Source organism: Roseovarius nitratireducens, assembly GCF_002925845.1.
GTDB classification, from domain to species: Bacteria; Pseudomonadota; Alphaproteobacteria; order Rhodobacterales; family Rhodobacteraceae; genus Roseovarius; species Roseovarius nitratireducens.
This window is the reverse complement of record NZ_PDNI01000071.1, coordinates 174,871-200,597: the sequence shown is the minus strand read 5'-3', so window position 1 is coordinate 200,597 and position 25,727 is coordinate 174,871. Positions and strand designations below refer to the sequence as shown.

Sequence of the window (25,727 nt, the reverse complement as noted above, 5' to 3'; positions counted from 1 at the left end):
GTATAGGCATGGACCGGCACGCAACAAGCCGATTCCGACACTGCAGATTGCAGAATCGGCGCACGGTTCAGAGCCTGTCAGAGAATTCGTCGAGTACGGCGGCATAGACCGCGTGCTTGAACGGCACGATATGCGTCAGCAGGTCCTCGGGCGGCAGCCAGCGCCACTCGGAAAATTCCGGGTGTTCGGTGGCGATGTTCACATCCGCGTCCTGCCCCAGAAACCGCATGAGCAGCCATTTCTGTTCCTGCCCGCGAAAGCGCCCCTTCCAGATCCGCGGAACCAGATCGTGGGGCAGGTCATAGCGCAGCCAATCCGCGGTCTCGGCCTCTATACACACCTTATCGGGCGTCACGCCGGCTTCCTCCCACAGCTCGCGCAGCGCCGCGTCGCGCGTCGTCTCGCCCGCGTCGATACCTCCCTGCGGCATCTGCCAAGCGGGGGAATCGTTGTCGATGCGCTGCCCGACAAAGACTTCACCCGCGCGGTTGGCGAGCATGACACCGACACAGCGGCGATACGGCAGGCGGGCGATTTCCTCGGGGGTCATGACAATCCTGTAAGGTGGCTTTGGAGCGCACAGTGCGGGGCGGCCCCGCAGAGGTCAAGACAGCCCGGCGCACCCCCGTTTCCCGGACACCCATCCGTGACTATACGTCCGGCGCACGGCGCGCTATGGGGAGCCATGCGCCTTTTCCTTCTGACCTCGCTCACCATGATCGCCTTCGCTGCCAATTCGGTCCTGAACCGCATGGCGCTTGCCAGCGGCAGTATTGACGCGGCAAGCTTCGGCACAATCCGGCTCATCGCGGGGGCAGTGATGCTAGGGGGGTTGTGCATCGCCCTGCGCGGCGGGCTGAGGCTTGGCGGGGCGGGGCGCGCGATCGGCGTGCTGGCGCTCCTCGTCTATATCTACGGCTTCTCCGCTGCCTATACCGCGCTCGATGCAGGGCTCGGCGCACTCATCCTGTTCGGCGTGGTGCAGATCACCATGTTCGCGGGCGGCCTCGTCGCGGGCGAGGCCACGCCAACGCGCCGCTGGACCGGGGCGGCGCTGGCCTTTGCCGGGCTTACCTGGCTGCTCTGGCCCGGAGCGGGACCGCAGGTCAGCGTGCTGCACGGCCTGTCGATGGCCGCCGCGGGCGTCGGCTGGGGCCTCTACTCGCTGGCCGGACGGCGCGAAACCGATGCGCTTCAGGCCACGGCGGCCAATTTCATCCTCGCCGCGCCGCTGGGGCTTGTCGTGGGTTTCGCCCTGCCCGCGGGCGCGTCCGGCACGCATGCCGGCACCGAGGGCATTGCGCTCGCCATCCTGTCGGGGGCGGTCACGTCCGGCCTCGGCTACGCGCTGTGGTATCGCGTGTTGCCGGGGCTCGACTCGGCGGTCGCCGCGGTGGCGCAACTGACGGTGCCGGTGATCGCCGTGGCGGGTGGCATGATTTTCCTCGGAGAGAGTATGGGACTGCAAACCCTGCTCGCCAGCGCACTGGTACTGGGCGGCGTAGCGGTTTCGGTGCTGCGGCTCAGGGGTTGACGAGGCGTTCCAAAGGATCGTAGCCCATCCCCCGTGCAAAGGCGACCCGCGCAAGGCTGTCGGGCTTGACCCGAAGCGCCGCCATCTCCTCGCGCGTGACCCAGGACCGACGGCTCACCACGCCCTCGGGGTCGCACCAGTCGTCACGGAGCGCCCCGCTGACGAGACGGCAGCGAAAGAACACCTCCACCTGGTGAAAGCCGCTCTCGGGCGCGTGGAACTCGTTGACGAGGCAAGGCGCACCCACCGCGATCACCAATCCCGTTTCCTCGTGAACCTCGCGGATCAGGTTCTCGGGCAGCGAGGCATGGGTCTCGACCCCGCCGCCGGGCGCGCACCACAGGGCGCTCGCGGCATCTCTGAAGGCGTTGACCAACAATAGCCGCCCGTCCTCGACGATCACTGCGCGCACGGCGAGGCGGGGTTCGGGCATGATACAGACACTCCTGTTGCGGGGCCGCCGGAGACTAGCAGGCGGCGTGCGGCGCGCAAGCAAGGGGTTGACCACGCGCGCCCGGTTGTCGACATCTTGCCGGTAACCGCTGCACCCCGACCGGAGAGATACCCGATGCCCGCCCCCGATACCGCCGCGCTGGACTTCCTGCGCACCCGCCGCTCGCGTCCGGCCAGGACGCTCGGCCTACCGGCACCGGATCGCACAACCCTGCGACCGCTGCTCGAAATGGCGCTGCGCTGCCCCGATCATGGCAAGCTCGAGCCGTGGCGGCTCATCGTGCTAGAACGCGCGGCACTTGAGCGTCTTGCCAGGCTCGTGGAGAGCTGCGGCAAGCGGCTCGGGAAGAGTACGACCGAGATCGACAAACAGCGCGCTCAATTCGCCGACGCGCATCTCGCCATAGCAGTGATCTTCTCGCCCAAGCCTTCCGACAAGGTGCCCGCCGTCGAACAGGGCCATTCCGCCGCCTGCGTGGCCTACGGCCTCCTGAACGCGGCGCTCGCGGCGGGCTGGGGGGCCAACTGGCTCACCGGCTGGGCCAGCCACGATACTACCTTTGCCCGCGAAGCACTCGGGCTTGAGCCTGAGGAACGGATCGTCGGCTTCATTCACATCGGCACTGAAACCACTGCCCCGCCCGAACGCCCGCGCCCCGACACCAACGCGCTCACCACCTGGATGGACGCATGATCTTCACCGCCTTTCTCAAGACACTTGGCCAGATCGGCGACCGACGCTTCCGCCGGGTGCTGCTTCTGGGGATAGGACTCACCCTCGCGGTGCTGATCGCCGCCTATGCCGCCGTCATATGGCTCATTCAGGGGATGGTGGGCGATACCGCCGTGCTGCCCGTGATCGGCGAGGTGACATGGCTGGGCGACCTGCTGAGCGGGGCGTCATTGTTCCTTATGATGGTGCTGTCTGTATTCCTGATGGTGCCGGTGGCCTCGGCGATCACCTCGATGTTTCTCGACGAGGTGGCCGCGGCGGTGGAGGACCGCCACTATTCCAGCCTGCCACCGGTGGCGGGCGCCTCTTTCGGCGAAGGGCTCAAGGACACCGTCAATTTCCTCGGGGTCATCATCCTCGCCAACACGCTGGCGCTGATCCTCTACGCGATCTTCACGCCCTTCGCGGTGCTCATCTTCTGGGGGCTCAACGGCTACTTGCTGGGGATGGAATATTTCACCCTTGCCGCCATGCGCCGCGAAGGGCGCGTCGCCGCGATCCGCCTTCGCAAGAAGAACCGGCTAACGATCTGGGCGGCGGGGGTGCTGATGGCGATGCCGCTCTCGGTGCCGGTGGTGAACCTGCTGATCCCGATCCTCGGGGCCGCCACCTTTACCCATATCTACCACGCTATCCGGCGGAAGGCGGGCCCATCCGGTTGAACAAGTCGATATCGCGCACCGATATCATCCCCGACAGGATCACGTATGCACAAATCGCCCACAGGATCGCGGCAATGCCGGTGGTGATCCACGCCTTTTTCTTCAGGTGATGATGCTCGGGCGATCCGGCCTGCGTGCCAGGCACGATGCGGCCCAGATCGCCCTGCGTCTGGATGCGGACCGGGAGCACCACAAAGAAGGTCAGAAACCAGATCACCACGTAGAGTACGATGGCCGAGGTAATACCCATCAGACCTGCTCCAGCTCGGTCAGGGTGCCGTTCATGTCCTTAGGATGCAGGAACAGCACCGGCTTGCCGTGGGCACCGATCTTCGGTTCGCCATCGCCCAGCACTCGCAAACCGCTGGCCTTGAGCTGGTCGCGCGCGGCGAGGATGTCCTCGACCTCGTAGCAGACATGGTGGATGCCGCCCGCGGGGTTCTTGGCGAGGAAGCCCTGGATCGGGCTGTCCTCGCCCAGCGGATAAAGAAGCTCGATCTTGGTGTTGGGCAATTCGATGAACACAACCGTCACGCCGTGATCGGGCTCGTCCTGCGGCGCGCCGACATTGGCACCCAGCGCATCGCGGTACTGCGCGCTCGCGGCCTCGAGGTCGGGCACGGCGATGGCGACATGGTTGAGACGTCCGATCATTTCCTGGCTCTCCTGTGGTCCCGGGGCTGGGGCACGTTATGGGGATGATGGGCGCGGCTGGCAAGCGGACGAGCCGCCGCAGCCGCCCATTAACCATACGTTCACCAATGCCGGGCCATGCTTCCGGCAAACGGAGCAAGAAGGGATCAAAAGCATGCGCGATCGCGACAGTCTCGCCCCCCGCCCCGCGCAGGGCACCGCGCGCCCGCTTCTGGGCATGACCGTCCTCGTGGTGGAGGACAGCCGCTTCGCCTCCGAGGCGCTTCGGATCATGTGCCTGCGTAGCGGCGCGCGCATCCGCCGCGCCGACAGCCTCGGTGCGGCGTGGCGCCACTTGCAGGTCTACCGCCCCTCGGTCATCCTCGTCGATGCCGGGTTGCCTGACGGGTCGGGGTTGGATCTCGTGGCTTCGCTTGCACAGGCTAGGCCGCGGATCGGCACGATTCTGGCGATGAGCGGCACACCCGGCATGGCCGATGCCGCGCGGGCGTCGGGGGCGGACGGGTTCCTCGCCAAGCCGCTTGACAGCCTTGGTCTGTTTCAGGCCGAAATCCTGCAGCATCTACCGCCAGATCACGACATGCCGGGGCCGCGCGCGCTCGCACCTGATCGCATCGCACCGGACCCGCTCGCCTATCGCGACGACCTCGACCAGATGCGCGACCTGCTCGGCGGCAAACCCGACGATGCGGCGCTGGCCTATGCCGCGCAGTTCCTCACAGGCGTGGCGCGCGACGCGGATGACTGCACGCTCGCCCGCGCGGCCAGCGGTCTTACCGGCCCCGGCGCGACCTCCTGCCTCGCCCATGTCATGCGTCTGATTGACCGGCGACTCGCCGGACGGGCCGCGCTCTGATCAGATCATGCGCGGCTCGAGGGGGAAAAGTCGACACCCGATCAGTTGTGGCCTAACGCGGACATTCAGGTCTCGGTGCCAATGCGCGGCTAACGCGAGGGTCCGCGCCAGGCCAAATCCACCCCCGTAGGAGTTCGCCTCCGACGACGTCTAACCCCCCTTCACGCCGCGCGCGTCATCGCCAGCGCAGTCGCCTCGTATGACTTCAGAACCGGCCAGAGCGGGCGCGAATGCTCGGGCAGGCGCGCGCGGTTGAGTCCAGACAGTAGGCTCATCGACACGATCTCCGGCTTGCGCCGTATCCGCCCCAGGTACAGGCTTTCGGTGCGCGCGCCCGCGGCCTGGATCTCCTCGTGTTCCGGCAGCACCAGCCCGTGATAGCAGGTGAGCGGCCCCGCCTCTGCATGAACAGCGGCCGATCCGTTGACGAGGTGACAGGCCGCGACCAGCACCGCCTCCGAGCCGAAGAGGTATTCCACGTCCGAGCCGCCGATCACCAGCCTCTGATGCGGCGCGACCACGATATCGGCACGCAGACCAAAATAGGGCGCACGCAGCCGCACGGGGCGAAAACTGCCCGCTGACGGCACGCTGCGCGACAGCCGGTGCAGCACCGGCACCACCGCCCCGCCGGTGCCGCGCACGCAATCGCCACGCCGCAGCCGTCCCGCTTCGACATATCCCCCCGGGGTGCGCACAGGCACCTCGCCCACAAGTCCCGGCATCGGCCCGACCGGCTCGACCTCGTCGGAGAGCGCCGCAAAGATAACTTCCGGGTCAAGATGCCGCTGTCGTGGGTCGGTGAACGCCGTGCGCAGGTCGGCTAGCGGCATGGGATGCGGTGGCGGCACGGTGATGCTGCGCACCCCGATGATCCCGGGCCGTTCCAGCGACAGGCGCCCCCAACGCCCCGGGGCGTCCCAAGTATAGCTGATGCGCAGGCTGTCGCTGCGGTCATCGGGCCGGAACGGCAGGATGGCGTGGCGGACGTCGCGCTCCTGCGTCTCGACAAGCGCCACGCCGCCCGATGGCAAGAGTTGCAGCGAGAAGCCACCGTTCCACGGATGCGTGCGCCCGAAGGACAAGAGCGTCTGCGGCCGCCGACCGATCGCGGGGCGTGTCTCCAGAAGCAGCGTGCCTCGCGGCAGCAGCGCGGTCGGATCGGCGGTTTGCGGCCCCTGACGCCCCGTACCGCCGATCCCGCGGGGGGCAAATTGCCCGCCATCGCGACCGGTCAGCGCGATCCAGCCCATCTCAGGCCGCCTGCCCCGGATGCACCAGAAGTCGCGCCTCGAAGGGCCGCAGCGTGCGCCGCGCTGCCGGGCTGTAGCCCGCCCAGGTCGCCGGGTCGATCTCGGGAAAGAGCGCGCATATCTCGGCGACGATGCCGGCCTCGAAACTGTGCGCCGTCTGCGGCCCCGGCAGGAAACTCTCGGTGGCGAGTCCGCCCGACCAGATCACCTGATGCCGGTCGAACATCAGGTGCACATAGGTGACCTCGCCCCCCGCGACGCGACGCACCGTTCGGTCGTTGACCAGGTCGCGCGCCGCAACCAGCACCTCGCTCTCGCCAAACAGAAGCTCGGCCAGCGCATCGCGCACCAGCACCCTGTGCAGCGGCGAAAGCCATGTCTCGTCATGCCGTCCGAACGTGTCTGCGGCGATGCGGATCGGCGCAAAATCGCCCGTCGCCGCGACCGTCCGGCTGCCGGTCCAACGCAGCGGCTGCGCCCCCTCGTCGCGGGTGAGCACAAAATCGCCGGGCTTCAACTCCTCGACCGGCACATCGCCCTCCGGCGTGCGGATGCACGTCCCGGCGACGAAGCAAGGCACCGAATCGACTGTGACAAACCCGGTATCAGACGGTCCGGTGCTGCTCTCCACCCCGTAGGTAAAGGTAAACTGCTCGGTATCGCCATCGCCAATCGCCGTTACCGTGCCATCGGCGTTGAGCTGGATTTGCTGCCCCGAGGACAGCGTCACCACGTCACCTGCCGCCACCGCCTGCCCATTGAGATGGGTGATCGTCAGCGTGCCGCCGGTGTCGTTGACATCATTGCCCAGCACGTCGATGACGCGCGATCCGTCGGGAAAAAGCGTGGCGCTGTCATCCTGCGCCACCAGTGCGGTCTGCACACTGTCCGCCGCGATCAGCACGGTGGAATCGTAGCTGCTGTCGCCGACATCGGCGATGCCGATGCGGATATCGTTCTCCTCGCCCGCATTGACGGGGATGGTTAGCGAGAGGGTGAGCGTGACCCCGTCCATCTCGGTGTTGAACTGGTCGGAGGTGTTGTCCTGGAAAAGGTTCTCGTTGGTACCTCCGTTAATGTTGCCCGGGTCGATATCGCCATTACCCAGAGACAGCGGCACCAGATCGCCATTGATCCAGACCCCAAAGAAATCCTGGAACGCGCTCGATGCGAATTCGGGGTATTCCTCGGAGGTAAAGACAAACTGCATCGTCATCACGTTGCCGGTAGGAACGAAAGTCACATCGAGATACGATGCGTCATAGGTGAACGTGCCTGCGGCGGCGTTGAAATCGCTCACGCCGTTCGGCCCGCTGGAGTTGGTCGTGGTGCTACTCGACAGGTTGGACTGGAACGGGTTGTCGTTGGTGAAGCCGCGCAGGTCGCCGGTCGAGAACATCACGCCCGTATCGCTCGGCACCACCCCCGGAGAGATTGCGTTGCCGTCGGTGTAGATGCCCGATGAATCACGGTCCCCGGTGTAATTCGCACTGAGGATCGTGACCCCGTCGCCGAAGATGGTCTCGGCCATCTCCATGTCGGAGGCCTTGCGATCAATCGGAAGTTCTACACCTGAAACCATGTCCTGCCCACCTCGTTCATGGGAGGCAGGATGCGCGGCTTTGACGTGTCCAGAATGCCGCAGCGCATCGCCAGGATGACGTGCCGCCGGTCTGTCCAATCTGGGTCTGCCCGTCCGTTTTCCGGATCTTCGAACCCCGTCTCCGCTCGTCTCGACCTGCCTCGGTCTTTGTTTTATCAAGTGATAGCAAATCTTTCCCGTATTGTTAAGGTTTATCCGTTCGCCTTGCCATTTGCACCAACGCGCGATCCGCGCTAGGCGACGCGCATCGCAATCAAAGGTCCGGCCATGCCTTCGTCCCCTCTCGATCCCGCGCGCCTCACCGCCGAACTCATTCGCTGCCCCTCGGTTACGCCCGAAGAGGGCGGTGCGTTGCAGTTACTGGATGAGATCCTGACCGGCGCGGGCTTTGCGTGCACCCGCGTGAACCGCGGCGGGGTCGCCAATCTGTTTGCCCGCTGGGGGCCAAAGGGCGCGGAGCGGACGTTCGGGTTCAATGGGCACACCGATGTGGTCCCCGTGGGCGACGAGGCCGCGTGGTCGGTGCCGCCGTTCGGCGCGGTGGAAAAGGACGGGATGCTCTGGGGGCGCGGGGCGACAGACATGAAGTCCGGCGTCGCTGCCTTCGTCGCCGCGGCTGTGGATTTCGTGGCCGAGACGCCACCCGACGGCGCGGTCATCCTCGCCATCACCGGCGACGAGGAGGGGGACGCCGTGGACGGCACGCGCGCCCTGCTCGACTGGATGGACGAGAATGACGAGCGCATGAGCGCCTGCATCGTGGGCGAGCCCACCTGCCCCGATCGCATGGGCGAGATGATCAAGATCGGGCGGCGCGGCTCGCTCTCGGCCTGGATCACGCTCACCGGCGTGCAGGGTCATTCCGCCTATCCGCACCGGGCGAAGAACCCCCTGCCCGCCATGGCCCGGTTGATGGACCGGATGGCCTCGCACACACTTGACGAGGGCACCGAGCATTTCGACCCCTCGACGCTGGCCGTCGTCACCATCGACACCGGCAACCCGGCCACCAACGTGATCCCAGCGCAATGCCGCGCCACGGTCAATATCCGCTTCAACGACGCCCATGACAGTGCAAGCCTCATCGCCTGTATACAGGCGGAGATCGGCCGAGTGGCGGCTGAATTCGGCGTCACTGGCGAGATGCAGGTCAAGGTCTCGGGCGAGTCGTTCCTCACGCCCCCCGGCCCGCTCTCCGATCTGGTGGCACGCGCGGTCGAGGCGGAAACCGGCGCCACGCCAGTGCTGTCGACCACTGGCGGCACCTCGGATGCGCGGTTTGTAAAGGATCACTGCCCGGTGGTGGAATTCGGCCTTGTCGGCCAGACCATGCACCAGGTGGACGAGCGGGTGGAGATTGACCAGATACACCAACTCAAGGCAGTCTATACACAGATTTTACGCGATTACTTTACATGACGCGACAAACCCTCGTCGTGATGGTCAAGGAGCCGCACCCGGGCCGCGTCAAGACACGGCTGGGGCGTGAGCTGGGGATGATCGCCGCCGCCTGGTGGTTCCGCCATCAGGTCGCCCGCCTGCTGCGCCGGGTGGAAGACCCGCGCTGGCGACTGGTGCTGGCGGTCAGCCCCGATGCCGAGGGGCTGGCGAGCCGCGTCTGGCCCGCGCACCTGCCGCGCATGCCCCAAGGCAAGGGCGATCTCGGGGACCGGATGCGGCGCATTTTCCGTAGCCTGCCGCCGGGGCCCGTGTGCATCGTCGGCGCGGATATCCCCGGCATCGACCGGCCACACATCGCCCGCGCTTTTGCCGCGCTCGGGGGGCATGACGCGGTGATCGGCCCGGCACCGGATGGCGGCTACTGGCTTATCGGGCTCAAGCGGACGACGGCGGTGCCCGCACGGCTGTTCGAGGGTGTACGGTGGTCGGGCGCTCATGCCCGCGCCGATACGGTCGCAAGCTTGGGGCGTTGCCGCGTGGCGCTCGTCGATACGCTGAGCGACGTGGATGAGGCCCGCGACCTCAGCCCCGCAGCCGCCCAAAGACCAGCCGCAGGATTTCCGCCAACCCCTGCGCGTCCGCCCCGGTAAAGGCTGCGGGCCGATCGCTGTCGATATCCAGCACGGCGATGATATCCCCCGACCCATCTCGTACCGGCAACACGATCTCCGAACGGGTCGACGAGGCGCAGGCGATATGGCCGGGAAAGGCGTCCACGTCATCGACAAGCTGCACCTCGCCGGTCCGCGCCGCCGCCCCGCAGACCCCGCGCGAGAACGGGATTTGCAGGCAGCCATGCCCGCCCTGGTAGGGCCCGATCTTGAGCATTTCCGGCCCGGTGACGCGGTAAAAGCCCGTCCAGTCGAACCGGTCATCGGCATGGTGCAGTTCGCAGACCACGGTAGCCATGAGCGCGACCGCGTCTGTCTCGCCCTCGGTCAGCGCCGCGATGGTCTTGATGATGCTGTCGTAATCTATGGTCATTGCGGCGGTATGCCATGTCGCGCGTTGGGGCGCCAGTGACCCGGTTGCATCCCGGCCCTCTCCCGTGGCAGGCCCGCGCCCCGAGGACCGAACCGATGCCCATCCAAGGAGTGACCATGCCCCGCCTGACCCTCCAGCGCAACGTGACCCGCGATCTTGCCCCGCTGGCCCGCCTTCTGGCCGACCCCGACGACCTGACCCTCGTCAATCCGCATGCCGCTCACCCGTTCGATCCGGGCGAATGGGCGATGAAATGGGTGGGCGAGCGCGACGATGAGACCTTCTACCTGCTCGACGAGGACGGGCGCGAGGTGGGCTTCTTCGCGCTGCGCGTGGGCATCGGCCCGGAGGTGCGGCACCTGACCTACGTCTTCGTCGAGGAGCGGATGAGGGGCGGCACGGGTGAGGAACTGGCCCGAATCGCCGAGGAGGCGGCGCAGGACCTCGGCGCGCTGTCGATAACGCTCAAGGTCGAGTTGGAGAACGAAGTGGCGCTCAACCTCTACCGCAAGGCAGGATACGAGGAACTGTCGCGCCGCGGCGGCATGGCCACGATGCGGCGCGATCTGGACGGTTAGGCGCGCTCGATGGCGATGGCCGTGCCCTCGCCCCCGCCAATGCAGATGGCGGCCACACCGCGCTTCAGCCCCCGCTTTTCCAGCGCATTCAGCAGCGTCACCATGATCCGCGCACCCGAAGCCCCGATCGGATGGCCCAGCGCGCAGGCCCCGCCGTTGACGTTGACCCGCTCGCGCGGCAGCCCCATCTCGTGCATGAACGCCATCGGCACCACGGCAAAGGCCTCGTTGACCTCCCACAGATCCACGTCCTCGACGCCCCAGCCGAGCCGCTTGAGCAGCTTCTGCGCCGCCGGCACCGGCGCGGTGGTGAACCAGCCCGGCGCCTGCGCGTGGCTCGCGTAACCGAGGATGCGCGCGCGAACGTTCAGCCCCTGCGACTCCGCCGACTCCGCCGAGGCAAGCACCAACGCCGCCGCTCCGTCGCTGATCGAGGAGGAATTGGCAGCCGTCACCGTGCCGCCCTCGCGGAACGCCGGCTTGAGCTGCGGGATCTTGTCGGGCCGCGCCTTGGCGGGCTGTTCGTCGGCGGAGATCACCACCTCGCCCTTTCGGGTCTTGAGCGTCACCGGAGTGATCTCGCCTTCGAAGGCACCGGATTTCTGCGCGTCGAGCGCTCCTTGCAGCGAGCCTATGGCGTACTCGTCCTGTGCCTCGCGGGTAAACTGGAACTTTTCGGCGCAGTCCTCGGCAAAGGTCCCCATCAGGCGGCCCTTGTCATAGGCGTCCTCGAGCCCATCGAGAAACATGTGATCGATCACCTGCGCGTGCCCGATCCGCGCGCCACCGCGCATCTTGGGCAGCAGGTAAGGTGCGCAGGACATCGATTCCATGCCGCCCGCGATCATCGTCTCCGCGTGGCCAAGGGCGATCTGGTCAAAGGCCATCATCGCCGCCTTCATCCCCGAACCGCACATCTTGTTGAGCGTGGTGGCGGGCACCTCCTGGCCCAAGCCCGCGGCAAAGCCCGCCTGTCGCGCCGGGGCTTGTCCCTGCCCTGCCGGCAGCACACAGCCCATGAGCACCTCGTCCACAGTCTCTGCTCCCGCCCCGGCCAGGGCAGCCCGGATCGCGGTGCCTCCCAGTTCGGCGGCGGGCACCCCGTCGAAATCGCCCTGAAATCCGCCCATCGGCGTGCGCGCCGCACCCGCGATCACAACTTTACGCATTGTCACTCCTCCTTGGGAACCCCGATCCGTGCTTACCGGATGGAAAGGAATCGGGTCTAGCCTCCCGTGTAATACTACGTAGCGTACCGGAGGCACGATGGAACTGCACGAAACCTGCCACGACGGGATCAAGACCGTCACCGTCCCGGAGACGCGGATCGACGCCGCCGCCGCCATCCGCTTCAAGGACGCCATGCGCGCAGTTACCGCCGACGGCCCAGACCACGTCGTGCTCGATCTGTCGAACGTGGATTTCGTCGATTCCAGCGGGCTCGGTGCCATCGTCGCCGCGATGAAGCAAATGGGACAGGGGCGGCGGCTCGATCTCGCAGGGATGACACCGGACGTGGCCAAGGTCTTTCGGTTGACGCGGATGGACACCGTCTTTGTCATCCACGACCGCGTCGATGGCGCGACGCAGCGTGACGCGGGCTGAGCGGCGCGGTGCGGCGGGGGCGGCATCGCAACGCGCGCCCGCGTGGCACCGGGACCGAACCGGCGCATGAACGCGGGGTTCCACCTGAACGCGGTGGCCGACGAGATGTCGGTGCGCGCCCTGCTGGCCGACATGCGCGCGCGGCTCCGTGCGCACGGGCTAACGGAGGCCGCGTGCAGCACGGTGGAAATCGTGCTCGCCGAAGCCCTCAATAACATCGTGGAACATGCCTATACCGGTGCGGGTGCAGGCGAGATCGGCCTGCACGCCGTGCTCGCCCCCGACAGCCTCACTTGCACGCTGAGCGATCAGGGCGCGGCGCTGCCAGCGTCGCACCTGCCCGCAGGCCGCCTGCCGGATATGGGCGCTGGCGCGGATGCGCTTCCCGAGGGTGGATTTGGCTGGTTTCTGATCCACAGCCTGACGCGCGACGTGCACTACGCGCGCGAGGTCGACACCAACCGACTCACGCTGTGTTTCGATCTGCCGGAACCTGACGGCGGGTATCGCTGACGCCCCAACCCTGCGCAACTGCCGCGTGTGTCCGTCTCAATATCACCTTATTCAGACCCAACTGCCGCCGCACGCGGATCGGACAAGAGCAGGGTAGCTTCATATGGCTTCCCTCGGCGTCGCGTGTCATTGCCCCCACCCAGTGCGCGGCGCCGAGGTCTTCACTCTCCCGACACGGCATTGGCATTCTTCGCGACCCATCCTAGGGTGCGTTCGAATCGTAAAATTGGGGAGACAGACCATGCGCGACTTCCATCTTCCGGGGCGCTCGGGCACCTATGCGGCCAACGGCATGTGCGCGACCTCGCACCCGCTCGCGGCGCGCACCGCCATCGACATTCTCGAACGCGGCGGCAACGCGATGGATGCCGCCATTGCCGGCGCCGTGCTGCTGGGTATCTGCGAGCCGCAGATGACCGGGATCGGCGGCGACTGCTTTGTACTCTTCACCAACCCCGGCGAACCGCGCGTCCGCGGGCTCAACGGCTCGGGGCGCGCGCCCGCCGCCGCCTCTGCCGCCGCGCTGCGCGCCCAAGGCAACACCAGCGTGCCGCTCCATAGCCCCCATGCCGTCACCGTTCCCTGTGCCATCGACGCATTCTGCCGACTGAGCGCGGATCACGGTCGTCTCGGGCTCGACACGCTGCTCGCCCCCGCGATCCACTATGCCGAGGAGGGCGTGCCGGTCGCGCCGCGCGTGGCTTTTGACTGGCCGGTGGCGGGCAAGGCGCTTCAGGGGCACGCGATCACGCATTACATGAAAGCCGGGCAACCGCTGGCCACCGGCGATATCTTTCATGCCCCGGGTCAGGCCGAGGTGCTGCGCCGCATCGCCCGTGACGGGCGCGCCGCCTTCTACGAGGGCGAGGTGGCCGACGACATGCTCGCCGCGCTCCACGCGCTGGACGGGGTCCACACGCAAGAAGATTTCGCGGTCGCCGCCAGCGACTATTCCGACCCCGTGAGCGGTGATTACAAGAGCACCACGCTGGTCGAGCACCCGCCCAACGGGCAGGGCGCGACGGCGATCCTGATGCTCAACATCCTGCGCCATTTCGACATCGCGGCGATGGATCCGGGTAGTGCCGAGCGCATCCATATCGAGGCCGAGGCCACCAAGCTCGCCTATGACGCGCGCAACCGGTTCATCGCCGATCCCGATCATATCGCGCGGCTCGACCACATGCTCGCCCCCGAGACCGCAGCGCGCCTCGCCGCGCTGATCGACCCGCGCCGCGCCATGCCGGCCGCAGCACCGCTGACGGAGGCCGTGCACCGCGACACCGTCTACATCACCGTGGTTGATCGCGACCGCATGGCGGTGTCATTCATCTACTCGATCTTCCACGGCTTCGGGTCCGGCATCGCGTCAGAGAAATTCGGCATCCTGCTGCAGAATCGCGGCGCGGGCTTCTCGCTCGAGGCTGGCCACCCCAACGAGATGGCGGGCGGCAAGCGCCCGATGCACACGATCATCCCCGCCATGCTGGCCGAGAACGGGCGCGTGACCATGCCCTTCGGCGTAATGGGCGGCGGCTATCAGCCTGCGGGCCACGCGCGGCTGGTGTCCAACATGGTGGATTTCGGCATGGACGTGCAGGCCGCCATCGACGCACCGCGCGCCTTTGCCGATCCCACCGGCCTCAAGCTCGAGCGCGGGCACGCGCCGGGCGTGGCGCAGGCGCTCGCTGATCTCGGGCACGAGGTAATCGTCCCGCGCGAGCCGTTGGGCGGAGCGCAGGCGATCCGCATCCATGACAGCGGCGTGCTCGAGGGCGGCAGCGACGCGCGAAAGGACGGCTGCGCGCTGGGATACTGAGCGATAGGGCGGATATACCGCCCGCGCCTCAATTCAGCTGGAAATGCAAAGGGTAGTATCCGTCCTCGAACGGCCCGAACAGGTCGGGGATGTCGGGATGGTCCACCGGCTCGCCGGAATAGTCGGCGACGAGGTTCTGCTCGCTGACATAGGCGACGTAATAGCTCTGATCATTCTCGGCGAGCAGGTGGTAGAAGGGTTGCTCGCGCGACGGGCGGCTATCCTCGGGGATAGCGGCATACCATTCCTCGGTATTCGAGAATTCCGGATCCACGTCAAAGATCACCCCCCGAAAGGGATGCTTCTTGTGCCGGACCACCTGTCCGAGCGCGTATTTCGCCTGAGTCTTGATCATCGCCATTGCCCTAACACAGATTTTTACCGGTGCAAGCGGGCTTTGTCCAACCATGCGCCGAAACGAGCCGGAAACAGTCTGTGGACGACTGTGCGACAGGCCTTGGGCACGGGGAATTCGGGATTCCCCCGGATGCGCAAATCGGCTACATTGACAAAAAACGTCAAATCGAAAGCGAGAGGCAGATGAGCAGGATTTTCGGTGCGCTTCTGGCGCTCTTGGTGCTGGCGTCCTGTGGTGGCGGGTACGGTGAGGCACCGCGCAATCTCGACAATGCCTGCGCCATCCTGGGCGAGCGGCCCGAATATGCCCGCGCCTTTCAGGCGTCCGCGCGCCGTTGGGGAATCCCCGCGCATGTGCAGATGGCAACGATCTACCAGGAGAGCAAGTTCATCAGCGACGCGCGCACGCCCTATCGCTGGACGCTCGGCGTGATCCCCCGGGGGCGGATAAGTTCCGCCTATGGCTACAGCCAGGCGCTCGACGGGACGTGGGAGGAATACAAGCGCGACGCCGGGCGCTGGGGCGCGCGGCGCACGGATATCTTCGATTCGGCGGATTTCATCGGCTGGTACATGGCCCAGTCCTCCGAGCGGCTGGGAATTTCGCACGCCGACGCGCGCAACCAGTATCTCGCCTATCACGAGGGGCGCACCGGGTTTTCCCGCGGCAACCACAATTCCAAGCCGTGGCTCTTGCGCGTCGCAGCCGAGGTCGACGCGCGGGCCCAGCGTTACCGCGCGCAGATGTCGGCCTGCCGAGCCGGGCGCGGCCTTGTCTGAGGGCGCGGGCGCGCGCGTTCAGGGCTGGATGCGCGGCGTATCGCTGGTGCCGGGGATAACAAATTGCTCGTCGGCCAGGCGCACGTTGCGCTTCAGGTCACCCAGGATCACCGTGGTGCTGCCGCCATTGGCATCGTTGATGACCCATTGGCGCAATTCCACCGGATCGGCGGTAAAGACGAGGTCGATGCTGCCGTATTCCGGATGAGCGGGATCCTGCGCGCGCACGGTGGTGGTCACCCCGTCGCTTGCATGACCCACGACCATGCGCTCGCGCGTGAGATCGACATTGCGCGCGAGGATGATCTTGAGCGGCGTGCGGTGGAGCGGATAGCCCTGCTTCTCGTTTGAGCGTGGATCGACGATGCCCACCGTATCGCCATCGGCCACTACCAGTGCCTTCTCTGGCGGATCGTATTCAAAGCGCACGCGCCCGGGACGCTTGAGCAGGATGCGCCCGGTGCTGATCGAGCCGTCCTCGTTCACCTGCGTGAATTGCCCTGCTGCGGTCCGCAGACCGTTGAGATAGGATGAAATCTCACCCAGCGAGAGCTTCTCCGCCGCCGCCGGCAGCGCCATCGCCGCCCAGAGGGCGGGAACCATCAGGATGCGCAACTGTCTCATGCCCTCCAGATAAGCGGCCCCGCGCCGGATTACACCTGCGCGGGGCGAAAATTCTGCGCGCGCTGGCGGCAGCCTGCCTATTGCGGCTCGGGCACCAGCACCTCGCGCTTGCCTACGTGGTTGGCGGCGCTGACCACGCCCTCGTCTTCCATCTGCTCCACCAGCCGCGCGGCCTTGTTGTAACCGATCGCCAGCTTGCGCTGGATATAGGAGGTCGAGCATTTGCGGTCGCGCGCCACGATCGCCACCGCCTGATCATAGAGCGCATCCTCGCCGTCGGTATTACCCCCAGTGGCGAGCCCCAGCTTGGCGTCGATGGAATCGGCGGTGTCGTCATCGGGGCCCTGCAACACGCTGCCCACGTATTCTGGTGGGCCATAGGCCTTGAGGTGGCTCACGACCTCCTCCACCTCTTCATCGGAGACGAAAGGCGCGTGACAACGGGTGATCCGCCCGCCCCCGGCCATGTAGAGCATATCGCCCATGCCCAGAAGTTGCTCGGCCCCCTGCTCGCCCAGGATGGTGCGGCTGTCGATCTTCGACGTCACCTGAAAGCTGATCCTTGTGGGGAAATTGGCCTTGATCGTGCCGGTGATCACATCGACCGAGGGGCGCTGCGTGGCCATGATGAGGTGGATTCCGCTTGCCCGCGCCATCTGCGCCAGGCGCTGGATGCAGGCCTCGATCTCCTTGCCCGCCACCATCATCAGGTCGGCCATCTCGTCGACGATCACCACGATATAGGGTATCCGCTCGGGCGCGAACTCTTCCGTCTCGAAAACCGGCTCGCCGGTCTCGTCGTCAAAGCCCGTCTGCACCGTGCGGCTGAACATCTCTCCCTTCTTCAGCGCCTCGTCCACGCGGGCGTTGTAGCCGTCGATGTTGCGCACCCCCATCTTCGACATCTTGCGATAGCGGTCCTCCATCTCAGCCACCACCCACTTGAGCGCCACGACCGCTTTCTTGGGGTCGGTGACGACGGGGCTCAGGAGGTGCGGGATACCGTCATAGACGCTCAGCTCCAGCATCTTGGGGTCGATCATGATGAGCCGGCATTCATCGGGCGTGAGCTTGTAGAGCAGGCTCAGAATCATCGTATTGATGGCCACCGACTTGCCCGAGCCGGTGGTGCCAGCAATCAGGAGGTGCGGCATCTTGGAGAGGTTGGCGACCATCGGATCGCCGCCGATATCCTTGCCAAGTGCCAGCGGCAGCTTCTGATGACCGTCGCCATAGGCGCGGCTCGACAATATCTCGCGGAAATTCACCATCTCACGGTTGTCATTGGGCAGTTCGATCCCGATCACCGACCGCCCCGGCACCGTCGAGACCCGCGCCGACAGCGCCGCCATCGACCGCGCGATGTCATCGGCAAGCCCGATTACCCGGCTCGCCTTGAGGCCCGGCGCGGGCTCCAATTCGTACATGGTGACCACGGGACCGGGGCGCACGCTAACGATCTCGCCCTTGACGCCGTAATCGTCGAGCACGTTCTCCAGCATCCGCGCGTTTTCCTCCAGCGCGTCGTCGCTCAGGTGATGGCGCTGCACGGTCGCCGGATCGGTCAGAAGCGACAGCGGCGGCAGTTCGTAATCCTGTGCCTCGGCGGCAAAGGGCAGCGCGGGCTGCGCCTCGGCCATCGCGCGCGCCGAGGGCTGCGGAGTCTTGCGCGGCGGGTGTTGCACCACTTTGCGCGGCTCGGGCACCGGGATGCGCGGACGCTCCGTCGAACCCGGCGTAGCATCCATCTCGGACATACCCATCTCCGGCATGTCCGGCTCGACGAGCGTGGTTTCCTCTTCGGGCGCGGGCGGCACAGTCAGACCGGTGGCCTTGCGCGCCGTGAGCGGCGGCTCGGGCGGCAGCGGTGCATGAGGTGCGCCGTTCAGGATCAGCGGGTCGGGCCCGCGACCGCGGCCCTTGGTTAGCGGCGCGACCGATTCTACCTGCACCGCCGGGTTCTTCCGCACGCGTGTACGGATCACGTCTGCGATGCGCGCGCGAATGCGGTCTTCGGGCGGGGCATCGGCCGCCTCGGCCTCGGCCTCGCGCTCTACAAGCTCTGGCTCGGGCATCGCCTCGGGCTTGCGCAACAAGCCGGGCATCCGCGCCAGTAGCCCACCGGATTTCTCCGTTGCGGCGGCGGTGGCGGTACCGCCAAGGGTTGGCTCGGCGCGGCGCACGCGGGCCGCAGCCTGAGCCTGCCCGGCTTGCGGGGCGGCCTCCACCCGATTCTCCTGCGCCTGCGCCGCGGCCTCCGCGCGGCGGGCCCGCACCGCCTGACCGGCGCCAACGAGGCCGCCGATGCCACGCGCGGCCATCGCCCGAAGCCCCGCGTAGGTCAGCACCAACCCAAGCACGAGGAACCGCCCAATTCTCCGCAACTCGCCCCCGTCAAAGCCCAGCACGAAGGCACCTGCGGCTAGTACCAGCGCGCCCAGCCCCAGCGTCGAGAGCCGCAGACCCAGCCCCGGCCCGACCGGAAGGAGGCCCAGCAGCGTACCCAGGACCGTGTCACCGAACAACCCGCCAAGGCCAAAGCTGTGATGCGCGGCCCAGGTTTCGGACGGGGCCAGCGTCGCGCAGTAGAGCGACAGAATCGCCACCCAGACCGGCGCGAAGATGAGTCGACCGGGCGCGCGCTCGCCACCCAGATGCATCACGAGCCGCGCCCCCCAGACAAGTGGCAGGATCACCAGCCCCCAGGCCCCAAGGCCGATGATCATGTAGAGCGGGGCCGCGATCGACGCCCCGGGCGCGCCTAGCAGGTTGTGCACCGGCCCGTCGGTCGCCGCCATCCAGCTCGGATCTGTGGGCGTGTATGAGTACACTGTCGCCCCGGCGACCACCGCGAAGCCCAGCAGCATGAGACCGATCAGTTCCCTACCGCGCTTGCCTAGGGCCTGCGCCACAGTGCTGTCGATAAGCGGCTCGCGCCCACGTGTCTGGTATGCCATCTCGTCCTCGTCTCCGCTCATCCGTAGAGACAGCCGCGCAGGCGGGTCAGCCCGTGCGCCATCTCGTCCTCGGGGGCCACCATCGCCACCCGCACGAATCCCTTTCCGGGGTTCACCCCGCCCGCCTCCTGCGCGAGGTAGGCCCCGGGCAGCACCCGCACCCCCGTCTCGCGCCACAGCCGCAGTGCCGCCGCCTCACCATCCGCCACCGGCAGCCACAGGAAAAACCCGGCCTCCGGCGGGCGATAGCCGGGCACGCCCGCCATGATCTCGTCGGCGCGTGCGTATTTTCGCGCGTAAAGGCGGCGATTCTCCACCACATGCGCCTCATCCGCCCAGAGCCGCGCCGCCGCGTGCTGCAACGGCATAGGCAAGGGCGCACCGGCGTAGTTGCGCAACTGCCGCATGCGACGGATGCTCTCGGATCCCGCTGCCACGAAGCCCGAGCGCAGCCCCGGCACGTTCGACCGCTTCGACAGGCTGTGAAACGCGACGATCCGCTCGGGATCTGCCCCCACCTCCTGCGCCACCTCCAACACGCCCGATGGCGGGCCGTCGCGGTAGATCTCGGAATAGCATTCATCGGCGAAGATGCGGAAATCGTGCTTCTCGGCCAGCCCAATCACTTGCGCCCAATACTCCCGCGAGGCCACCGCGCCCTGCGGATTGGACGGCGAGCACAGGTAAGCCACCGTCACCCGGTCGAGCACCTCCGGCGCCATCGACGTGAAATCAGGCAGATAGCCTGTGTCCTCCGTAGCGTTGAGAAACACCGGCTCCGCCCCCACGCTTAGCGCCGCGACCATGTAGACTTGGTAGAACGGGTTGGGCACCAGCACCACAGGCCGCTTGCCCCGCTTCGTCTCGGGGCAGAGCGCCATCATGGCATTATACAGCCCCTCCCGCGTGCCATTGAGCGCCATCAGCCGCGTCTCGGGATCGGCCTGCACGCCATAGCGCCGCTCCAGCCAGTCGGCGGCAGCCTCCAGCAGCGCGGGCATTCCCTCGTTCACGGGATACTGCCCGAAGCCCGCCGCATTGGCCGCGATCTCCTCCGTGATCCACTCCGGAAAGGCGTGTTTCGGCTCGCCGATGGTCATGTGCACGACCTCGCCGCCCGGCGCATGCGCGTCGAGCAGTGCCCGCAGGCGCGGGAACGCATAGGCCGGTAGGTTCGAAAACCGCTCGGGATACATCGGATATCTGCTCTGCTGCCTCGAATGCGGGGCATTTTATCCCCATTTTCAATGAATCTACTCCAGTCAACGGGTTCAGGTCCAGAAAAACCAATGGCTTGACAGGCGAATTGTGGCATTTGCGCACAGCCACAGCCGCACGCAGCGATGGCCAAGGCTCCTGCCGCGCCCTATAGTGCGGCGAGGCGCATGGGCACATGGCAAGGAGAGCGGTCCGCCATGCACACAGGACTCCGGCTCGTCCCGGCAATTCTTGCGATGATGGTCGGGCTGTTCGTCGCGGTCGCTATGGCCCGGTCCGCGGATGCCCCCCTGCCCGGAACCGGGCTTGCCGCTCCCAGCCTCGCCATGGGGCTGAACGGGATCGTCGACCGGAGCAGCCAGCACCCGTTCATCAACGTGATGAAGACCGCCAGCCCGTGGATCGGTCACAGCGCGCAGGAGCGCGGCGCCTTTTCCACGGCTGCGTTACGCGCGGGCGGCTATCTCGATGACAGGGGCTGGCCGACGGCCCTGCCCGAGGGGGCGAGGGCTCTCGAAAGCTACGTGCTGACCGACCAGCCGGAGGGCGCCACACACCTGCGGGGCCGCTACCTTCTGCGCTATGAGGGCAAAGGCGTGCTGCGCGTCACAGGGCGCGCCGACAACGTTCGCTACAATTACGACACACGCGAAATCCGCTTCGATTACACCCCCGGTGACGGGTCCGTGGTGCTGCGGCTGCGCGAAACCGATGCCGACAACCCACTGCGCGACATCTCCATCGTGCACGAGGATCACCTCGCGCTGCACGCGGCGGGGGCACTGTTCAACCCGCTCTGGATCGACAGGATCGGCGATCTGCGCCTCGTGCGCTTCACCGACTGGCAACTCACCAACGGCTCAGACCAGGTGACATGGGCGGACCGCCCGACGCCGCTGGACGCCACCTATGCCTGGCGCGGCGTGCCGGTCGAGGTGATGGTGGCGCTGGCCAACCGGATCGGGGCCGATCCGTGGGTCAACATGCCCCATGCCGCCGACGACGCCTATATGCGCAGCTTCGCGCGCCACATGCGCGATCACCTTGCTTCGGGCCTCAGGGTGCACGTGGAATACTCCAACGAATTGTGGAACGTGGCCTTCCCACAAGCGATCTGGGCGCAAGAGGCGGCCACTGCGCTCTGGGGCGAGGACGCGCCCGACGATGGCTGGCTGCAATTCGCGGGAATGCGCGCGGCCCAGATGGCGGATATCTGGCGCACGGTCTTTGCCGACGCGCCGGCGCGCCTGTCGATGGTCGCGGCCGTGCCTGCCGACTGGCCGGGGATGGAAGCGCCGATACTCGAAGCCCCTCTCGCCGTGGCAGGCGGGCAGATCGACGCGCCCCCCGCGGCCAGCTTCGACGCCTACGCCGTCTCGGGCTTTTTCGGCCACGAGCTCGGGGCCGAGAACATGGCCACCACGGTCGCGAGCTGGATCACCGCGAGCCGCGCCGTGGCCCGCGCCCGCGCCGTCGAGACCGGGACCAACCCGGAGGCGGCGGTCGCCGCGCATGGCTACGAGCTTGCCTTCGACCTCGCGGCACAGGCGCTGCGGCAGGGCTCGCTCGGCGCGCTCCTGGGCGAAATCCTCCCCTACCACGCCGGGGTGGCGGCGCGTCATGATCTGCAACTGGTCATGTATGGCGGTGGCTCCCATGTGGTGGGGAACGGTGCCGTGACCGGCAACGCCTCACTCACCGACTTCTTCACCGCGTTCAACTACTCGCGCCAGATGGGCGCGCTCTACGAGGAACTGCTCGCCGGCTGGCGCGCGGCGGGCGGGACGCTCTTCAACGCCTTCGTCGACGTGGCCCCGGCCTCGCGGTGGGGAAGCTGGGGCGCGCTGCGCTATCTCGGCGACGACACGGCCCGCTGGGACGCGCTGATGCGCGCCAATGCCACGCCGCCCCATTGGGACGACCCGCGCCCGCCCGGCACGTTCCTGCACGGGGTGCTGCGGCGCGCGGGCGACAAGGCGGCGCGGCTCGCGGGAACGGCCAAGGCGGATATCCTGATTGGCGGCCCAGGCGACGACGTACTTATCGGACAGGACGGCGACGACCGGCTTCACGGCGGGGCGGGCAAGGATCGTGCGATCCTGCCGGGGCTGCGCACGGATTACGAGATCGCGCACGAAGGGAAACGGGTGATCCTGCGGGGACGCGGTAACATCGTTACGATGGTTGCAATCGAAGCAATCGAGTTCAGTGGCGCGCCGGGTCAGGCTCATACCCTCGCTGACCTGATCTAGGGCTATGCCCCGAAGCAGTGGCGTTGGGCACAGGCTGGCCGGAAGCGATGCTTCGCGGCCGCGTCCCCGTTCGCGGGTCGTCAAACGTCCTTCAACTTTCGCCTGACAATAACGAACCGTCCCTCGCCCGGACTCAGTTCACCGTGCTTTCCACCCCTTCGGGTTGCCCGACCACGACGAAGGTCAGCCGATCGGGATCGAGCCACTCGCGTGCCACGCGGTTGATCTCTTCAAGCGTGATCTCCTCGATCATCTCGTTGCGGTTGGCGATGTATTCGACAGGCAGCCCGTCCACCTGCATCCCCACGGCGATCGAGGCGATCTGTGCGTTGCCCTCAAAGCGCAGCGGGTAGGCACCGGTAAGGTAGGTCTTGGCGTCCTCGAGTTCCTCCGCCGTCACCCCCTCGTCGCGCAACCGCGCCCATTGGTCGCGAATCACCGCGATGGCCTCGGCCACGCGCCCGTTGGCCGAGGCGACCGAGCCCATCCAGAGATCGGCCGCGTCCTTGTTGGCGAGGTAGGAATAGACGCCATAGGTAAGCCCCCGCTTCTCGCGCACCTCGGTCATCAGACGGCTCTCGAACCCGCCTCCGCCGAGGATGTGATTGAGCACATAAGCGGTGAGGAAATCGGGATGGTGCCGGTCGGGGCCGCGCTGCGCGAATAGCGCAATGGATTGCGGCGTCTCGAATTCGACTACCTTGATGCCGCCAGGTAGGGTCGGATCGGCCTCGCCGGGCAGCGGCGCACCGGTGGCGGGCAAATCGCCCAGCAGGCGATCGAGCAGCGCGCCCAGCTCTTCGGCGGTTATATCACCCACGGCGCTGATATGAACACGGTCACGCGCGAGCGCGGCGCGGTGCGCGACGGCGATATCCTCGCGGGTGAGACTGCTCACGCTCTCGATGGTACCCTCGCCCGGGCGCCCATAGGGGTGATCGCCGTAGATCAGCCGCGATGCCGCGCGTCCGGCGAGGCTGCGCGGGTCGGTCTGATCCGAGCGCAACCCCGAAAGCACCTGCGCACGCACCCGCTCGATGGCCTCGGGGTCGAATCGCGGGGCGATCAGGCTGTCGCGCAGCAGCTCGATCGCCTCCGCGCGCCGCTCGGTCAGGAACTGTGCCGAGACGCTTACCGTGTCGTCGCCCGCGCCATAGCCGAACCGCGCGGCCAGCGCCTCGGTGGCGCGCGCGAATTCCTGTGCGTCGCGGGTCCCCGCTCCTTCCTCCAGAAGCCCGGTCATCAGGTTGACCGCCCCCGCCTTGCCCTCGGGGTCAAGCGAGGTGCCCCCGCGAAAGCGCAGTTCGAGCGCGACAAAGGGGATCGAGTGATCCTCGACGAGCCACGCGTCGATGCCGCCTGGGCTCGTGACTTGCTCGACATCCACCGCGGCGCGCGCGGGAAGCGCCGCCAACACCATGATTGCAACAAGGGCGAACCGGATCATTGCGTCACCTCCGGGGCCATCAGGTAGCCCGTTACCGATCTCTCGCGGTCGAGCACGTTGCGCGCCGCGTCCATGATCTCCTCATCCGTGATCTCCTGCAGGATGTCAGGCCATGCCTGCACATCAGCCACGGTCAGCCCCTGTGTCAGCGCGCGCCCATAGCGTTGCGCCAGCGCCGTGACGTCGTCCCGCTCGTAGATTTCCTGCGCGCGCAACTGGCTTTTGATCCTCTCCAGATGCTCGGGGTCGGGGCCCGTTTCAAGGAACCCGGTCAGTACCTCGCCGAGCGCGGCCTCGGCCTCGTCCAGCGTCACGCCGGGGGCGGGAACCACCACGAAATCGAGGCTCGCGTCATCGAGCGACATGCCTGAATACCACGCGCCCACCTGCACGGCGATGCTCTGCTCGAATTGCAGCGCCTCGTTGAGCACCGATGTCTGTCCGTTGCCCATGAGCGCCGCCAGAAGCGTGAGCGCCGCCGCCTCGCGCTGCGCGCCGCTGTCGCGCTCGGGCGCGAGGTAGGAGCGCGCGACGTAGGGCTGTGACACGCGCGGATCGCGCAGGCTCAGCCGCCGCTCGGCAAGTTGCGGCGGCTCCTGCGGTCGGATACGCTCGGGCAGGTCCGGGTTGGCCGGGATCGGGCCGTAATGTTTCTCTGCCAGCGCCCGCACTTCCTCGGGGTCGGCATCGCCGGCGACGATCAGGATGGCGTTGTTGGGCGCGTAATATGTGCTGTAGAAATCCACCGCCGCCGCGCGGTCGAGTGCCTCCATCTCATGGCGCCAGCCGATGATCGGCGCGCCGTAGGGGTGGTTGAGATATTGCACCGCCCCCATCCGCTCGCGAAAGAGCGCTGCGGGGCTGTTCTCGACCCGCTGGTTGCGCTCCTCCAGGATCACGTCGCGCTCGGTGGCGATGTCGTTTTCCGAGAGGCGAAGGTTGGCCATGCGGTCGGCCTCCATCTCCATCACGAGGCCGAGCCGGTCGGCGGCGATGCGCTGGAAATAAGCGGTGTAATCATAGCTGGTAAAGGCGTTGTCGGTGCCGCCATGGCGCGCCACCGTGGCCGAGAACTCGCCTGGCTCCAGCGTCTCAGTGCCCTTGAATAGCAGGTGTTCGAGGAAATGCGCCACCCCCGACATGCCGGGCGGCTCGTCCGCCGATCCGGCCCGATACCACACCATCTGCGTCACCGCCGGGGCACGGTGATCCTCGATCACCACCACCTCCATACCGTTATCGAGGGTAAAGCTGGTCACCGGCCCCGCCCACGCGGGGCCGAAGGGGATCACCAGAAGCAGCGCGACGATCAGACGGCGCATGACGGGCCTCCGCGTTCGAGAAACGATTGATCTCTAGATACGCCCCGCGCCCCGCGTTTCAA

Annotated in this window: 26 protein-coding genes; 12 read left to right on the top strand and 14 right to left on the bottom strand. The window is 66.9% G+C overall.

Annotated features, from left to right (window positions below; all coding sequences use genetic code 11):
- Positions 1-67 precede the first annotated feature (67 nt).
- Positions 68-550, bottom strand: coding sequence for an RNA pyrophosphohydrolase (locus tag CRJ03_RS16110; RefSeq protein ID WP_104019888.1), 483 nt, complete (start codon positions 548-550; stop codon positions 68-70).
- A 135-nt stretch (positions 551-685) separates the two neighbouring features.
- On the opposite strand from CRJ03_RS16110, the gene CRJ03_RS16105 reads away from it, so the two are divergent.
- Positions 686-1,534, top strand: a complete 849-nt coding sequence (locus CRJ03_RS16105; protein ID WP_104019887.1) for a DMT family transporter — start codon at positions 686-688, stop codon at positions 1,532-1,534.
- Here the strand turns inward: CRJ03_RS16105 and CRJ03_RS16100 are convergent.
- Positions 1,524-1,967, bottom strand: coding sequence for an NUDIX domain-containing protein (locus CRJ03_RS16100; protein ID WP_104019886.1), 444 nt, complete (start codon positions 1,965-1,967; stop codon positions 1,524-1,526). The two genes, CRJ03_RS16105 and CRJ03_RS16100, sit on opposite strands and share 11 nt — an antisense overlap.
- A gap of 135 nt (positions 1,968-2,102) precedes the next feature.
- Between CRJ03_RS16100 and CRJ03_RS16095 the strand changes: the two genes are divergently transcribed.
- Together CRJ03_RS16095 and CRJ03_RS16090 are read left to right on the top strand one after the other, a co-directional pair.
- Positions 2,103-2,681 carry a nitroreductase family protein gene (locus CRJ03_RS16095; protein ID WP_104019885.1) on the top strand — a complete coding sequence of 193 codons (579 nt, stop codon included), beginning with the start codon at positions 2,103-2,105 and terminating at the stop codon, positions 2,679-2,681.
- Positions 2,678-3,382: an EI24 domain-containing protein gene (locus CRJ03_RS16090; RefSeq protein ID WP_104019884.1), complete on the top strand. Its 705-nt coding sequence runs from the start codon at positions 2,678-2,680 to the stop codon at positions 3,380-3,382. Before CRJ03_RS16095 ends, CRJ03_RS16090 begins: the two co-directional genes overlap by 4 nt.
- Here CRJ03_RS16090 and CRJ03_RS16085 read toward each other — a convergent pair.
- A complete protein-coding gene (locus tag CRJ03_RS16085; RefSeq protein ID WP_104019883.1) occupies positions 3,351-3,632 on the bottom strand; it encodes a DUF1467 family protein in 282 nt (93 codons plus the stop codon). The two genes, CRJ03_RS16090 and CRJ03_RS16085, sit on opposite strands and share 32 nt — an antisense overlap.
- Positions 3,632-4,036, bottom strand: coding sequence for a methylmalonyl-CoA epimerase (gene mce / locus CRJ03_RS16080; RefSeq protein WP_104019882.1), 405 nt, complete (start codon positions 4,034-4,036; stop codon positions 3,632-3,634). Before mce ends, CRJ03_RS16085 begins: the two co-directional genes overlap by 1 nt.
- A gap of 154 nt (positions 4,037-4,190) precedes the next feature.
- Here mce and CRJ03_RS16075 point away from each other — a divergent pair, with 154 nt between their 5' ends.
- Entirely contained in the window at positions 4,191-4,892 is a 702-nt protein-coding gene (locus tag CRJ03_RS16075; protein ID WP_104019881.1) for a response regulator, read from the top strand.
- 161 nt (positions 4,893-5,053) lie between these two features.
- On the opposite strand, the gene CRJ03_RS16070 is transcribed toward CRJ03_RS16075, so the two are convergent.
- Together CRJ03_RS16070 and CRJ03_RS16065 are read right to left on the bottom strand one after the other, a co-directional pair.
- Entirely contained in the window at positions 5,054-6,145 is a 1,092-nt protein-coding gene (locus CRJ03_RS16070) for a Hint domain-containing protein (RefSeq protein WP_104019880.1), read from the bottom strand.
- Between the two features lies 1 nt (position 6,146).
- Positions 6,147-7,727, bottom strand: a complete 1,581-nt coding sequence (locus CRJ03_RS16065; RefSeq protein ID WP_104019879.1) for a Hint domain-containing protein — start codon at positions 7,725-7,727, stop codon at positions 6,147-6,149.
- A 288-nt stretch (positions 7,728-8,015) separates the two neighbouring features.
- Here CRJ03_RS16065 and dapE point away from each other — a divergent pair, with 288 nt between their 5' ends.
- Positions 8,016-9,167, top strand: a complete 1,152-nt coding sequence (gene dapE, locus CRJ03_RS16060) for a succinyl-diaminopimelate desuccinylase (protein ID WP_104019878.1) — start codon at positions 8,016-8,018, stop codon at positions 9,165-9,167.
- The gene (locus CRJ03_RS16055; protein ID WP_104019877.1) at positions 9,164-9,799 is read left to right on the top strand and encodes a TIGR04282 family arsenosugar biosynthesis glycosyltransferase; all 636 of its coding nucleotides are present in this window, start codon (positions 9,164-9,166) and stop codon (positions 9,797-9,799) included. Before dapE ends, CRJ03_RS16055 begins: the two co-directional genes overlap by 4 nt.
- On the opposite strand, the gene CRJ03_RS16050 is transcribed toward CRJ03_RS16055, so the two are convergent.
- The gene (locus CRJ03_RS16050) at positions 9,732-10,193 is read right to left on the bottom strand and encodes a free L-methionine (R)-S-oxide reductase MsrC (RefSeq protein WP_104019876.1); all 462 of its coding nucleotides are present in this window, start codon (positions 10,191-10,193) and stop codon (positions 9,732-9,734) included. The two genes, CRJ03_RS16055 and CRJ03_RS16050, sit on opposite strands and share 68 nt — an antisense overlap.
- Positions 10,194-10,309: 116 nt before the next feature.
- Here CRJ03_RS16050 and CRJ03_RS16045 point away from each other — a divergent pair, with 116 nt between their 5' ends.
- Positions 10,310-10,771 (top strand): GNAT family N-acetyltransferase, encoded by a 462-nt coding sequence (locus tag CRJ03_RS16045; RefSeq protein ID WP_104019875.1) that lies wholly within the window; start codon positions 10,310-10,312, stop codon positions 10,769-10,771.
- Here the strand turns inward: CRJ03_RS16045 and CRJ03_RS16040 are convergent.
- Positions 10,768-11,940, bottom strand: a complete 1,173-nt coding sequence (locus tag CRJ03_RS16040) for a thiolase family protein (RefSeq protein WP_104019874.1) — start codon at positions 11,938-11,940, stop codon at positions 10,768-10,770. The genes CRJ03_RS16045 and CRJ03_RS16040 overlap by 4 nt on opposite strands.
- A 97-nt stretch (positions 11,941-12,037) precedes the next feature.
- Between CRJ03_RS16040 and CRJ03_RS16035 the strand changes: the two genes are divergently transcribed.
- From CRJ03_RS16035 to CRJ03_RS16025, 3 genes are all read left to right on the top strand, one after another.
- Positions 12,038-12,376, top strand: coding sequence for an STAS domain-containing protein (locus tag CRJ03_RS16035; protein WP_104019873.1), 339 nt, complete (start codon positions 12,038-12,040; stop codon positions 12,374-12,376).
- A 66-nt stretch (positions 12,377-12,442) separates the two neighbouring features.
- Positions 12,443-12,889, top strand: a complete 447-nt coding sequence (locus CRJ03_RS16030; RefSeq protein WP_104019872.1) for an ATP-binding protein — start codon at positions 12,443-12,445, stop codon at positions 12,887-12,889.
- A 241-nt stretch (positions 12,890-13,130) separates the two neighbouring features.
- Positions 13,131-14,708, top strand: a complete 1,578-nt coding sequence (locus tag CRJ03_RS16025; protein WP_104019871.1) for a gamma-glutamyltransferase family protein — start codon at positions 13,131-13,133, stop codon at positions 14,706-14,708.
- Between the two features lie 28 nt (positions 14,709-14,736).
- Here CRJ03_RS16025 and hspQ read toward each other — a convergent pair whose 3' ends face one another.
- On the bottom strand, positions 14,737-15,063 hold the full coding sequence (gene hspQ / locus CRJ03_RS16020; RefSeq protein ID WP_104019936.1) for a heat shock protein HspQ: 327 nt from the start codon (positions 15,061-15,063) through the stop codon (positions 14,737-14,739).
- Positions 15,064-15,248: 185 nt separating this feature from the next.
- On the opposite strand from hspQ, the gene CRJ03_RS16015 reads away from it, so the two are divergent.
- Entirely contained in the window at positions 15,249-15,845 is a 597-nt protein-coding gene (locus CRJ03_RS16015; RefSeq protein ID WP_104019935.1) for a transglycosylase SLT domain-containing protein, read from the top strand.
- An 18-nt stretch (positions 15,846-15,863) separates the two neighbouring features.
- Here CRJ03_RS16015 and CRJ03_RS16010 read toward each other — a convergent pair whose 3' ends face one another.
- The 3 genes from CRJ03_RS16010 to CRJ03_RS16000 form a co-directional block, all read right to left on the bottom strand.
- A complete protein-coding gene (locus CRJ03_RS16010) occupies positions 15,864-16,469 on the bottom strand; it encodes a LolA family protein (protein ID WP_104019870.1) in 606 nt (201 codons plus the stop codon).
- Between the two features lie 77 nt (positions 16,470-16,546).
- Positions 16,547-19,426 carry a DNA translocase FtsK gene (locus tag CRJ03_RS16005; RefSeq protein ID WP_104019934.1) on the bottom strand — a complete coding sequence of 960 codons (2,880 nt, stop codon included), beginning with the start codon at positions 19,424-19,426 and terminating at the stop codon, positions 16,547-16,549.
- 17 nt (positions 19,427-19,443) lie between these two features.
- Positions 19,444-20,622: an aminotransferase class I/II-fold pyridoxal phosphate-dependent enzyme gene (locus tag CRJ03_RS16000; protein ID WP_104019869.1), complete on the bottom strand. Its 1,179-nt coding sequence runs from the start codon at positions 20,620-20,622 to the stop codon at positions 19,444-19,446.
- Positions 20,623-20,841: 219 nt separating this feature from the next.
- Here CRJ03_RS16000 and CRJ03_RS15995 point away from each other — a divergent pair, with 219 nt between their 5' ends.
- Positions 20,842-22,896: a hypothetical protein gene (locus tag CRJ03_RS15995; protein ID WP_129590303.1), complete on the top strand. Its 2,055-nt coding sequence runs from the start codon at positions 20,842-20,844 to the stop codon at positions 22,894-22,896.
- Positions 22,897-23,029: 133 nt separating this feature from the next.
- On the opposite strand, the gene CRJ03_RS15990 is transcribed toward CRJ03_RS15995, so the two are convergent.
- Together CRJ03_RS15990 and CRJ03_RS15985 are read right to left on the bottom strand one after the other, a co-directional pair.
- On the bottom strand, positions 23,030-24,343 hold the full coding sequence (locus CRJ03_RS15990) for a M16 family metallopeptidase (RefSeq protein ID WP_104019867.1): 1,314 nt from the start codon (positions 24,341-24,343) through the stop codon (positions 23,030-23,032).
- Positions 24,340-25,665 carry a M16 family metallopeptidase gene (locus tag CRJ03_RS15985; protein ID WP_104019866.1) on the bottom strand — a complete coding sequence of 442 codons (1,326 nt, stop codon included), beginning with the start codon at positions 25,663-25,665 and terminating at the stop codon, positions 24,340-24,342. Before CRJ03_RS15985 ends, CRJ03_RS15990 begins: the two co-directional genes overlap by 4 nt.
- Between the last annotated feature and the right edge of the window lie 62 nt (positions 25,666-25,727).